Annotated in this window: 8 protein-coding genes; 2 read left to right on the forward strand and 6 right to left on the reverse strand. The window is 60.7% G+C overall.

The genetic code is table 11. From position 1 onward, the window contains the following. Window positions 1-219 precede the first annotated feature (219 nt). Window positions 220-3,099, forward strand: a complete 2,880-nt coding sequence (locus EO087_RS02875; RefSeq protein WP_128897564.1) for an ESPR-type extended signal peptide-containing protein — start codon at window positions 220-222, stop codon at window positions 3,097-3,099. Window positions 3,100-3,190: 91 nt separating this feature from the next. Here the strand turns inward: EO087_RS02875 and EO087_RS16875 are convergent, their stop codons facing one another. Further along, window positions 3,191-5,143 (reverse strand): recombinase family protein, encoded by a 1,953-nt coding sequence (locus EO087_RS16875; protein ID WP_128897565.1) that lies wholly within the window; start codon window positions 5,141-5,143, stop codon window positions 3,191-3,193. Between the two features lie 376 nt (window positions 5,144-5,519). Between EO087_RS16875 and EO087_RS02885 the strand changes: the two genes are divergently transcribed. Next, complete coding sequence (locus EO087_RS02885) at window positions 5,520-6,095, forward strand: reverse transcriptase domain-containing protein (RefSeq protein ID WP_128897566.1); 576 nt, start codon at window positions 5,520-5,522, stop codon at window positions 6,093-6,095. 312 nt (window positions 6,096-6,407) lie between these two features. Here the strand turns inward: EO087_RS02885 and EO087_RS02890 are convergent, their stop codons facing one another. From EO087_RS02890 to EO087_RS02910, 5 genes are all read right to left on the reverse strand, one after another. Continuing rightward, window positions 6,408-7,130, reverse strand: coding sequence for a UDP-2,3-diacylglucosamine diphosphatase (locus EO087_RS02890; protein WP_128897567.1), 723 nt, complete (start codon window positions 7,128-7,130; stop codon window positions 6,408-6,410). After that, complete coding sequence (locus EO087_RS02895) at window positions 7,127-7,801, reverse strand: peptidylprolyl isomerase (RefSeq protein WP_128899783.1); 675 nt, start codon at window positions 7,799-7,801, stop codon at window positions 7,127-7,129. Before EO087_RS02895 ends, EO087_RS02890 begins: the two co-directional genes overlap by 4 nt. 88 nt (window positions 7,802-7,889) lie before the next feature. After that, window positions 7,890-9,392 carry a Ppx/GppA phosphatase family protein gene (locus tag EO087_RS02900; RefSeq protein ID WP_128899784.1) on the reverse strand — a complete coding sequence of 501 codons (1,503 nt, stop codon included), beginning with the start codon at window positions 9,390-9,392 and terminating at the stop codon, window positions 7,890-7,892. A gap of 142 nt (window positions 9,393-9,534) precedes the next feature. Next, window positions 9,535-11,655 (reverse strand): polyphosphate kinase 1, encoded by a 2,121-nt coding sequence (gene ppk1, locus EO087_RS02905; RefSeq protein ID WP_128897568.1) that lies wholly within the window; start codon window positions 11,653-11,655, stop codon window positions 9,535-9,537. A gap of 274 nt (window positions 11,656-11,929) precedes the next feature. Next, on the reverse strand, window positions 11,930-12,973 hold the full coding sequence (locus EO087_RS02910) for a cytochrome c peroxidase (protein ID WP_128897569.1): 1,044 nt from the start codon (window positions 12,971-12,973) through the stop codon (window positions 11,930-11,932). Window positions 12,974-12,998: the final 25 nt, after the last annotated feature.

Raw genomic sequence — 12,998 nt, forward strand, 5'->3', positions numbered from 1 at the left:
CTAAGGATTCGGGTCATCTGAAATGCTCTAGTCGAAACGATGGCAGTGCATGCAGCACGCGTTTTTTGGTAGCTGCCACACTCGCTATCGTCTGCTTCTGTGGTTTCAGCAGAACGCCTTGTTCGATGCCAACAGGCTTATGGCGTCACCTCGACCCTGGCCACTCGCGATGCCACATCCGGCATCCCCTTCGACTAGAGTTTTTGAGGAGTTTTTTTAATGAACACGATTTACAAGCTTGTCTGGAACGCGACTACCGGTTCGTTCGTTGCTGCTTCTGAGCTGGCTAAGGGCTGCAAGAAAAAGAGCCGCACTGTTGGTGCACTCGCCGCAGCCATAGTGCTGAGCCTCAACGCCGGTGTGGCATTGGCTGTGGAGGCGAAGGTGGGCAAAACACCTGCCGCCACGTGCACCGCAGACCTGACGCTGACCGATGGCGTCTGTGTCAATGACAACATCCCGGCCACTTCGAACGCTATGGCGTCTCGTAGTGCCATAGGCACTGATTCGATCAGCGTCAACACGGGGCCGGGCTATTCTGCTTCGGTTGACGGTAGTGCTTCCACAAACGCTATCACCGAAATTGCCATCGGTAATGGCGCTATTGCGAACAGCAGTGCGCATGGTAGTGCGCCTGAGGCCGCACTTGCCGTAGGTTATAGGGCAAACGCATCTGGCACCGCTACCGTAGCTCTTGGTGATAGTTCCATCGCTAACGGCGCCATCGCTACCGCCTTAGGTGGCGGCGCTCAGGCTCAAGGAGATGTCACCGTCGCCGTGGGTTCTTCTGCCCATGCCATGGTCGCCAATGCAGTGGCTGTTGGTGCCTCATCTAATGCAAGTGGCAGCACCAGCGTGGCTATCGGTGCTTCTGCTAGCGCGTCAGCAGCCAATGCCGTGGCGATCGGCGCCAACTCGGTTGCGGACCGGGCCAATTCGGTTTCCGTAGGTAGCTCAACGACTCAGCGTCAGATCGCCAACGTGGCGGCGGGTACGCAGGCAAACGATGTGGTGAACGTGAGCCAGTTGCAGCCAACCTTGACGGCGCTGGGTGCGACGCTTGATACGACTACCGGCGCCGTGACTGGTCCGTCCTATACGTTGACTAACGGTGGCACCTTCACCACGGTAGGCGCAGCGCTTACTGGCCTTGACACTGCGGTCACTAATAACACCACCAACATCAGCCATCTCACCAGCAGCCTCAACAACGGCACGGTGGGCCTGGTGCAACAGTCGGCGGCGGGTGCGAGCCTGACCGTAGGCGCGAACACTGACGGCACAGCGGTGAATTTCACCGGCACAGCCGGCACCCGCACGCTGACCGGCGTGGCGAACGGCGTGGTGTCCGCCACCAGCCAGGATGCGGTGAACGGCTCGCAGTTGCATGGCGTGTCGAGCAGCTTGGTCACCGCACTGGGCGGTGGCGCGACGCTGAACCCCGATGGTTCGATCACGCTGCCGGCCTACAACGTGGGTGGCTCCACGGTCACGTCCGTGAGCGACGCCATCACCAACATCGACGGCCGCGTCACCACGAACGCCCAGGACATCAACAAACTCGCCGATGAGATCGGCAGCGGCACGGTGGGTCTGGTGCAGCAGTCGGCGGCGGGTGCGGATCTGACCGTCGGTGCGAACACCGATGGCACCGTGGTGAATTTCACCGGTACGGCTGGCGCACGCACGCTCACCGGTGTGGCAGACGGCCAACTGACCGACACCAGCACCGACGCAGTCAACGGTTCGCAGTTGAAAGCCACCAACGATCAGGTGGCGCAGAACATCGGCGACATCAACACGCTCAATACCAACGTAAGCAACCTTTCCACCCGCGTGACGAACCTGGATGGTCGCGTGACCGTCAACGAAGGAGCGATTACGAATCTGAAAGATCAGCTCGATAACGGTGGCGTGGGTCTGGTGCAGCAGTCCGCACTGGGTGCCAACCTAACCGTGGGCGCAGCAACCGGCGGTGCGGCGGTGGATTTCACCGGCACCGACGGCATGCGCATCCTGACCGGCGTGGCCAACGGTGTGAGCGATGACGATGCGGTGACGATGTCGCAGTTGAAGGCAGCGGGTCTGTACGATCCTTCCGGCGATCCGATGACGGTGATCTCGTATGACGATCACTCGCTGGCCTCCGCCACACTGGGTGGCACGAACGGCACAGTGATCGACAAGCTGGCACCGGGCCTGATCGCGGCCGGCAGCATGCAGGCGGTGAACGGTGGTCAGTTGTTCTCGATGCAGCAGGATTTCCAGAGCCAGTACGACTCGCTCAGCGGTCAGATTGGCAACCTGGACGGCCGCCTGGGCACGATCGAACAAGGCATTGAAGACGGCACGATCGGTAATTCCGGCCCCGGCGGCGGTGATCCGGTCTATGGCCCGGGCAGCGGCAGCGGTGACAACAGTCTAGTGGTGGGCGACGGTGCGGATGCGTCCGGCTCGAACAGCACGGCGGTGGGCAATGGTGCCGTGGCATCGGGTGACAACAGCACGGCGACCGGTGCAGGTGCCATCGCTTCGGGTGCCAACAGCACCGCCAACAGCGCCAATGCCGTGGCTTCCGGCAGCGGGAGCACGGCGGTCGGCGAAAGCGCCAGCGCAACCGGCACCAACAGCACCGCGCTGGGTTCCAATGCTAGCGCCACGGGCAACAACTCGGTGGCGTTGGGTGCAGGTTCGGTGGCTGACCGCGACAACACGGTGTCGGTGGGTGCGCCCGGCCAGGAGCGCCAGATCACCAACGTGGCGGCTGGTACACAGCGTACGGATGCGGCGAACTGGGGTCAGGTACAGGATGCGGTGAACGGTGTGCAGGACTGGGCCAATCAGAAGTTCCGCCAGATCGACAAGCGCATCAATGGCATGGGCGCGATGAGCGCGGCCAGCACGCAGATGGCGGTGAACGCCGCGGGCGTGATGCCGGGTAATGGTCGCCTCTCGATGGGTGTTGGTTACCAGGGTGGCCAGTCTGCGATGGCGGTGGGTTACGCCAAGGCTATCAATGAGCGTGCGCGCTTCAGTATTGGTGGTGCGTTCAGCGGTTCGGATGCCAATGTGGGCATGGGCTTCGGCTTGGATTTGTAAGCGGTTTCATCAATAAAACTCCTTGAGTCGAATGGGGCCGGTATCGTTGGATACCGGCCGTTTTTTGTGTGCGCCCGGCAGGGCGCACCTGCTAGGAGAGGAGGTGCAAGTCCTCGACTCGCCCGTCAAGGGGAAGAGTTAGCCAAAGGCAAGGCAGTATGTGCAGCAAAGACACCGCTGGGTGGTGGACATTGATCTGGAGAAGTTCTTTGATCGGGTCAACCACGACATGTTGATGTCGCGGGTGGCCCGGCATGTGGAAGACGAACGGGTGCTCAAGCTGATTCGTCGTTACCTGGAAGCGGGGCTGATGCGTGATGGGATGATCGGAGCGCGAGAGACCGGTACACCGCAAGGTGGTCCGCTGACGCCTCGAACAATGTTGCATACTTTTCATTCCGTCGCCCGAATCATTCGAATCCTCGCTGGTGAGCGCTCCCGGCTGCGGATCAACCCTGAACACAACGACGATGTCGTCCTTGTGGATTTCGACGCGCTTGACCAGGCCCAATACGATCCTGCGCTTCGTTTCCAGGTCAAGCGTGCCAAGTTTCTTGCTAAGGGCACCTGCAAATTCCTCAAGCCGATTGATGACCAGAAATAGTTCGCGTTGTACGGCCCCTTGTTGCCTTGACTCAAGGATCTGCTGGTCAATCTGCTCAAGCCGGCCCTTCAGTTGCTGCATCTTCGGCTCAAAGTCGGTCTTATCAATGATCCCATCTGCATAGCTATCGATCAGCCTGGACTTGCCTTTTTCCAGTTGCAACCGCTGCTTTTCAAGGCTGCTCGTATCGAAGCTATTTCTTTCATTGCGCTCCATCATATCCAGTCGACGCTGATATTCGTTCTTCAATCGCTCCGGATGTCTAAGTAATTCCACTACCTGCTGCCATACCAGATCATCGAGTTTGTCCGTTCGAACCTGCAGATTGTCACAGATGCGTTGACCGCCGAAACGATAGGCGTCGGTTCCAACACAGCGATAATAGGCATAGTCTCGCGGATGGCTCTTGGACGCGGCCTTGCTCACCTTTTTCGCATAGTAAGCGTAGTGACATTGACCGCAGACTGTCAGTCCTTGCAGCAGACGCAGCGGCGCACTCTCGCGCCTCTGGCGTGCCAGCTTGCGGTTCTCGACGAGTTGTTCTTGCGCCGATTCAAACAGCGCCGCGCTGATGATGGCTGGCACCGGAATCTCGATCCAGTCTTGTGGGTCGGTACGTGTTGTTGAATGCGGTTTTTTTGGCACGTCAGCACTATGACGCTGGGCACGCACGCGCACCTGCAGGTGATCGCACGACTTCGTCTTGCCGAACGCAGCCCGCCCCATGTACGCGGGATTGCGCAATATGCCCCACACCACGCTTCGATCCCAATAGGGTTTGCCTGACGCCGTCACAGTACCCGACTCGGTGAGGCGGCGTACCACGTCCCCTATGCTCAAGCGGTCCATTCCCACCCACTGGAAAATTGCCCGGACCGTCGCTGCTTGGGGTAGCTCGATCACGTACCGGGCCGGCGTTCCATCGAGCTGCCGGCGAATGTAACGGTAGCCGTAGGGTGCCCCGGACAGGACATTGACGCTGCCACGTTTTGCGCCGTGAAGCTTGCCACGGCGGTGACGTTCGGTGATCTTCGCCCGCTCGTATTCCGCGATCATGCCCTGCATCTGCAGTAGCAGTGATTCTTCCGGTGACGCACCGATGGCGTGATTGAGGAACACGACCTGCATGCCACAAGCTGTGAACTCTTCCATCAGCAATGCCTGGTGCGCATATTTGCGCGCCAGCCGGTCCGGTGACAGGATGTAGAGCTGGTCGATCGTGCTGAGCGCAGCACAGTCCCTGAGTCGCTCTAGCTGTGGCCTGATGAGCGTCGCACCACTCACGCCAGCGTCAACGAAACACATGTCATCGGCGATCTGCGCGCCATCAGCTGAAATACGCTCCTTCAGTGCAGCCAGCTGGCTTTCAATGGTGCCGCGTTTGTTTTGCTGCTCGGAGGATACCCGCGCATAGAGCGCGACCATCGTATCTTTGCTCATCGTCTACCTCGCTTGGTGGTCGCTTGCCTGGTCACTGCAGACGGCTTCGCGGACGGCTTTGCCGTGGACCGTGCTTCGATGGGATTGATTTGCTCGTACGCCTTTTGCAGCTGTTCCTGGGCGTGGCGGTTCGGCTCGAAGGCCAGATGTACCCGCCATTGTTTACGTCCTCGGCGCATCACCGCACCTTCCTGTCAGTGGGAGTGACCGTCTCAAGGACGAGGTCCACATCAACCTTGGAGCAGCTTCTGGACCACGGCGCCAAACACCCCCTTGAAATGCGCAGGCCCCATTTTAAGCGACAGTTTGCTCTGTTGTTGGTGGCGTTATAAGCCCGTTGCTGTCCAACATCTACCTGCATCCACTGGACGTCAGGATGCGCGAACGAGGGTATCGGATGGTTCGCTATGCCGATGACTTCGTGGTGCTATGCCGGACGCAAGAGGAAGCCCAAGCGGCGCTTGCCGAGGTCAGGCACTGGGTGGAGGCGGCGCAGTTGAGCCTGCATCCGGACAAGACACGGATCGCGAACTTGAGCCAACAAGAAGGTCACTTTGACTTTCTCGGATATCGTTTCTATCTGGCCGAGGATGGCCGTCTGAAACGAACGATCAAGCCGAAGAAGCGAAAAGCTTTGTATAAGAAATTAGCGCAACTGACCCCGCGCAAAGCGGGGCGGTCGCTGACGGCCTTGATCGAGGACATCAACCCCTGGCTCCGAGGTGTGTTCGGTTACTTCAAGCATGCCGACGAGCGCGTGTTGGCCAATCGGGATGCCCACATTCGTTATCGGCTTCGACGCATCCTGGCGTATCGGATCGGTTGGCGTGGAAGCGCCAAGCATCTGCGCGCCCACCAGCGCTGGCGCAGCAACTACTTTGCGGCTTGCGGGCTGTTCTCTTCAATCACCGCTCGGCAAGCCATCCTCCACTCCCATCGAGGACACATCTGACTGGAGAGCCGTATGCGGGAGATCCGCCAGTACGGTTCGGAGGGCGGGGAGGTGAGATCCTTCCCGACCCCTATCAGTGTCTTCGATGCGCCAAAGGCGCTGGATCCCAGCTTTCGCTGGGATGACAAGGCTTTTAGTTATTTTCGTAAGACTGGCAGAAACTTTCCCTGGACAGCCATCATCGCGAGTGCCGCGCTCTGCGTGACTGTTGGGCTAGTGCAGCGTAATCCAACATTGCCAGTACTCGATTGGCGCCATCGGCACATATATTCATACCGGCATATGCATGGCGATGTTGGGGTTCGCGTGCGCTCACCCCAACCTACGCAGATCCCGCCGTTCCGGACTGACGCGCAGCACCGATCCCTGTTCGTACCAGTCACCCAGGACAATGCGTTCGGCCGTATGGCCGTCCAGATCGAAGTGGTGAATGGCCGGGCGATGCGTATGTCCGTGGATAAGGTGCCTGACACCGTTTGCGCGCATGGCATCGGCCACGGCCACGGCGTTCACGTCCATGATGGTCTCGTGCGTGCTGCCGGTATGCGCGCGGCTGTCCTGACGTGCCTTTGCCGCAAAGGCGCGGCGCGCATCCAGCGGCATCGCCAGGATCTGCGCCTTCCATTCCGGCGTGCGCACGTTGCGACGCACTGCCTGATAAGCGACGTCGTCGGTGCACAAGACATCGCCATGCATCAGCAGGGTCGGGGTGTCGTAGAGATCGTGCACGGCGCCATCTTCGAGCAGGGTGAAACCGGCGCGTTCGGCAAACGCCTCGCCAAGCAGGAAGTCGCGGTTGCCAACCATGAAGTACACCGGGACACTGGCACCGCGCACGGCGCGTGTGGCGCGGGCGATGCGTGCCAGCAAGACAGCATCGTCGTCATCGCCGATCCAGGCCTCGACCAGATCGCCGAGGATATATAGCGCATCGGCGTGGCGGACTTCGTCACTGGCGAGGTAGTGCTCGAATAGCGAAGTGATGTGCGGGCGGTTGTCGTCGAGATGCAGGTCGGCGATGAACAGCGTGCTCATGGAGACTTGGTCGACGTGCTGCCGGATGCCGATGTCGTCGAGCTGGATGCAGCAGGCGTCGCTTCGCCGACCACGTTGACGCTTTCAATGATTACCGGAGGATTGGGTACGTCGGCGGCAAACGGGCCCTGGCCGCGCGTGGGCAGGTTGGCGATCTTGTCGACCACATCCATGCCCTTCACGACCTTGCCGAACACGGCGTAGCCCCAGGTGAGACCGCTCTGGTTGCCGACATAGTCAAGGCGGCGATCGTCAACGAGGTTGATGAAGAACTGCGATGTACCGGAATTCGGATCCGCGCCGCGTGCCACCGCTACGGTGCCACGCTGGTTGGAAAGACCATTGTCGGCTTCGCTTTGCACGGGCGAATGCGTGCGTCGCGGTTGCAGTTCCTTGGTGTAAAGGCCGCCCTGGATGAGGTAGCCGGGGATCACGCGATGGAAAACCGTGCCTGCGTAGAAACCTTCGTGCACGTAACGCAGGAAATTGGCGACGCTCTTAGGTGATTTGTCGCCGAGCAGTTGCAGCGTGATATCGCCTTGTGAGGTATGCAACACAACGCTCGGGCTAGCTGCCGCCGGCGGCGCGGCAGTGGCTGCCGGCTTGGCGGTCTGCGCCATGGCAAGCGGGGTGGCGAGCAGAAAGAATGCGGTCAGCAGGTGCTTGGACATGATGATCGGGTGGCGGCGCATAGACATCCGCTCATGATACGCGGCTGAAGGTAGCTATGGCTCACATGGGCTGAACATGGATGTAGTGCTACTCCGCCGCGGACAGCGCCAGCGTCAAACCCAGCTCCGACATCGGCGTGACTTCCTGCTCCAGATCGGCCTGGCTGAGCGGATGCTGGTCCAGCCATCCGGTCGGCAGTAACAGGTGGAGTCGCTGGCTGGTGGCGGACAGGTGCAAGGGCGGCAGCGATTCTGCGCGGCGTGAGCGACGGAACAGTACGGCTAGGCGCAGCACGGCAGTGATCTGCTTGGCGAGCTGGCGATGACGCTGCGGTAGGGCGGAGAAGATGGGTTTGTCTGGCTTGCGGCGATGCGCCTGCACGATGGCGGCCAACAGATGCTGCTCTTCCCGCGAGAAACCGGCCAGGTCGGCGTTGCGCAAAATATAGGCGCCGTGATGGTGGTATTGACTATGTGCGATGGCCAGGCCGATTTCATGGACACGCGATGCCCAGGACAGCCACTCGCGCGCTTCAGCGTCGAGCTTCCAGGTCGGAGCAATTTGGTCGAACAGCATCAGCGCGGTGGACTCCACCCGCCGCGCCTGGGTGCGATCAACGCCATAGCGGTTGGCCAGGGCGTCGATGCTGGCAGTGCGCGGATCGCTGCCGCCGGCGCGGCCGATCAGGTCCCATAGCAAGCCTTCGCGCATCGAGCTTTCGCACACCTGCAGGCGCTGGATGCCCAGTGCGGCGAAGGCGGCTTCAAAGATCACCACGGCGCCGGCAAACACAGGCGCCCGTTCCTCGGCCAGCCCGGGCAGCTTGAGCGTACTGATCTGGCCCTGATCAAGCATGGCGTCGCGCAGCACGGCAACCGATGCTGGCGTTACGCCATGGTCAGACAACTTCATGGCCTGCAAGGCGGTGCCGATGGCCTTGGCGCTGCCTGAGGAGCCGTAGGCATCCGTCCAGCCGGCTTCCAGGTATTCCTCGGAGAACTGCTGTAGCAGCACGCCGATTTCGTCGCGGGCGCGTTGCCAGCGCTTGCGTGTGAGCTTGCCGCCGGGGAAGAAGCGTTGGGTGGAGGCAATGCAGCCGATCTGGACGCTTTCCGTATGCATCGGCGCAAGACCCCGGCCGATGATGAATTCGGTACTGCCGCCGCCGATGTCAATGACCAGGCGCGGTTCGCGCGAGGCGGATAGGTCGTGCGCCACGCCAAGAAAGATCAGGCGGCCCTCCTCGCGGCCGGAGACCACCTCTACCGGATGCCCCAGCGCAGCTTCCGCGGCAGTGAGAAATGCCTGCGGTGAAGCAAGTCGTCGCACCGTGTTGGTGGCCACCGCGCGTATGCGCATGGTGGAAATGCCGGCGATGCGCTGGCCGAACTTGGCTAGGCAGTTCAGCGCGCGTGCACGATGCTCGGCCTCCAGGGTGCCGTCGGCGCGCAGACCGGCGGCCATGCGCACAGTCTCGCGCAAGCGATCGATCACGCGCGGTTCGCCGTGCTCCATGCGTGCAACGACCATATGAAAACTGTTTGAACCGATATCGACGGCAGCCATCAGCTCGCCATCCTTGATCTGCATCGGGTCGCCGAGGTTCACGCAAGGCTCCTGGTCAGTGTGTCATCGCCGTCATCCTAGTGCAGGCTGGGATGACGGCTTGGAGGGGGAGGATAACTCAGGTAACAGCGATAATTTTCGCACGTATGCACCGGTCATCAACCAGCTAGTTACCAGCCGATTTGGCAAGGCTGTTGCCGCACAGGTATGTCAGCAACGTCTGCTGCGCCGAATGCGGCGGATACTCGCCGGGTGTGGCGCGTGTGTAATGTCCATCGCTGTCCAGCAGCCACGCCTGCGTGTTGTCGGCCAGGTAATTGGCCAGCGTTTCGTCATAGACGCGCCGCGCCAGCGCCGGATCGAGAATGGGGAAAGCTACTTCGATGCGGCGCATTAGGTTGCGTTCCATCCAGTCGGCGCTGGCGCAATACACGTCCGGCTCGCCGTTGTTTTCGAACCAGTACACGCGACTGTGCTCCAGGAAACGTCCGACGATGGAGCGCACGCGGATGCGTTCGGACACCCCCGGAATGCCCGGACGCAACGTACAGGCGCCACGCACGATCAGGTCGATGTCCACTCCCGCCTGCGCCGCGGCATACAACGCCTCGATCACATGCGTTTCGTTCAGAGCATTGAGTTTTGCCACGATGCGTGCCGGTTTGCCGCTGCGAGCATGGACCGCTTCGCGCTCGATCTTTTCGACGACGCTTTTGTACAGCGTGAATGGTGAATGCAGTAGCTGCTTGAGGCTGATCGACGGGCCAAGGCCAGACAGTTGCTGGAAGACCTTGTGCAGGTCTTCGCCCATCTCGGGGTTGGCCGTCATCAGGCCGATATCGGTATAGAGGCGGCTGTTGCTTTGGTGGTAATTGCCGGTCGACAGATGCACGTAGCGGCGTAGGTGGCCATGCTCGCGCCGCACGATCAGCATCATCTTGGCATGGGTCTTGAAACCCACCACGCCGTAGACCACCTGCACGCCGGCCTCCTGCAAGCGCTCGGCGAGACGGATGTTAGCTTCTTCGTCGAAGCGTGCCCGCAATTCGATCACCACGGTGACGTCCTTGCCATTGCGGGCGGCTTCCACCAGCAGATCGACCAGCGGGGTGTCCTTACCGGCGCGATAAAGCGTCTGCTTGATCGCCAATACATCCGGATCCTGCACGGCTTCGCGTAGCAGATCCACCACGGCGCTGAACGATTCATAGGGATGGTGCAGCAGGATGTCGTGCTGGCTGAGCGTGTCGAACATCTTTTTCTTGCCCGTGCCGAACGCGCCCGGCATGGCCGGTGTGAAGTGCGGGAATTTCAGGTCGGGGCGATCAATTTCGTCGTAAACAAGCCCCAGACGGATGATGTTGACCGGACCGTTGCAACGATAGACGTCGGTGTCTTCCAACTCGAAGTTGTCAATCAGCATTGACACGATCGATGGCGGGCAATCCGTGTCGATTTCCAGGCGCACCGGGCGGGCGTAGCCGCGGCCGATCAGTTCTTCGGTGAGTGCGCGCGCCAGGTTGTCGACTTCTTCTTCAACGATCAGCTCGCTGTTGCGGGTGACGCGGAATTGATACGCACCGGCGACTTTGAAGCCAGGGAACATCATGTCGACGAATGCCTGCAACAGCTCGGCCAGGAACACGAAATGATCGCCCGTGCCGCTGACTTCATGGGGAATGCGGATGATGCGCGGCAGCGAACGTGGTGCGCGCACCAGCGCCATATGGCCTTCGTGACCGAACGCATCGCGGCCTTGCAGCACCACCGCGATGTTGAGCGTCTTGTTGAGGATACGCGGAAACGGATGCGCCGGGTCGAGGCCGAGTGGCGACAGCACCGGCAACACCTCGTTCTCGAAATAACCTTGCAGCCAGCGGCGCTGGCGTGCGGTCCACTGCTTGCGCGTGACGAAGTGAATGTTGTCTGCGGCCAGAGCAGGGCCCAGCTCATCTTGCCAAGTGGTGTATTGCGCGCCGACCAGGTCGAGCACGCGCTCACGGATATGCATGAGCAATTCGCCCGAGCTGATGCCATCCGGACCGGGTGCGGCCGAGCCAAACGCGTGGCGTTGCTTGAGCATCGCCACGCGGACCTCGAAAAACTCATCGAGATTGCTGGCGACAATGCTCAGGTAGCGCAGGCGTTCCAGCAGCGATATGTCCGGATCGCGGGCTTGGGCGAGGACGCGGAAGTTGAACTCAAGCGCACTCAATTCGCGGTTGAGGAACAGCTCAGGCTGGGGCGTTTCGTGGACGACAGGTTGAATGGCTTGGCGACGCGGCATCCATCTATTCTCACTCATGCGCGTCGCTACGCCTATGGATGTGCAAGAAATCGTTCAACGTTTTGTAATGAAAGCAAGGTCTGAGGAGAATGGCACTTACTTAAGCTGCAACTCGCTGATCTTACAGGTAAGAAGGGCTGGCTCGAGTGATAAGATGGTGTCATCAGACATCCCACCATCACTCGAAACCAGCCCTGATGCAGCCTAACCGTCGTGTCACCTATCAGCAACAACAGAACGCATCCTGGCGTTTGTCCAACGAATCTCGCCACTCTCAAAGCGAACGCAGGAACTCGGCGAGATCAAGCCGCTCCTCCACGCTGAGATTCAATGGCCGTCCTGCCTGCAAACTGCGGTAATACACTTCGCGATCGATCGCATCCTCCAGCGTTGGTACGCTGCCATCGTGCATGTACGGCGCCGTGTGGGACACACTACGTAGCGATGGCGTGCGAAATAGCCCGATGTCCGCCGGGTCCAGCGTGACATTGAACCGCCCAAGCTGGGCTTCGTCCGCCTGCGTGGCGACGCGATCGCCGATGGCGCCACCTTGTAGCGATCGTGTGATCACGCCTTGGGTGAGTGCGGACAGGTTCGCGGCAATGCCATCCAGGCCGACACCCGATCGATGATAGGCATGATCCGTGAACGCCGATGACGAACCGTCGAGCCGATGGCATTCCGCACAGCCGGCTTTGCCTTGGAACAAGGCCAGCCCGAGTTGTGCGCGCGGATTCAACGCAGCGCGATCACCGCGCCGATAACGATCGAACGGACTCTCGGGCGGCGTCAACGAGCGCACATAGGCGGCGAGGACCGTGCCGACCTCGGTGGCTGTGAGCGAAACGCCTCCGTCAGAAAAGGCTTGCGCGAATGCCGTGCGGTACGCACCGTTGCGCGTGATCCGCCGCAACAGTTGGCTCTGATCGTGAAGGCCCATCTCCACGGGATTGGTGAGGGGATCGAGCACGGCCTGCTCAAGTGTCGTGCGGCGTCCATCCCAGAAAAAGGTGGATTCGTTCGCTGCGGCGATAGGGAGGAGACTCGGCGTGTTGCGCGTACCCGTATGCCCATATACCCCGATGGCCACGGCACGCCCATCCGTGTAGCTCCTGTCCGGCATATGGCAAGACGCACAGCGCACGGCGCCATCGGCGCTCAACGATGGATCGTTGAAGAGCTGCTTGCCCAACGCAATGCGCCGGGCAAGCCGCGCTGCGTCGGGCGACGCATGCACAACTGGATGCAACACGACTTCCGCGGCCACGCTGATCAGCACGACCGCAGCCAGCAACGCAATCCAACCCTTGCGAGGCATCCTGCACGTTCTCCTGTCGCGGGTC

It is taken from the genome of Dyella sp. M7H15-1, from assembly GCF_004114615.1.
GTDB lineage: Bacteria > Pseudomonadota > Gammaproteobacteria > Xanthomonadales > Rhodanobacteraceae > Dyella_B.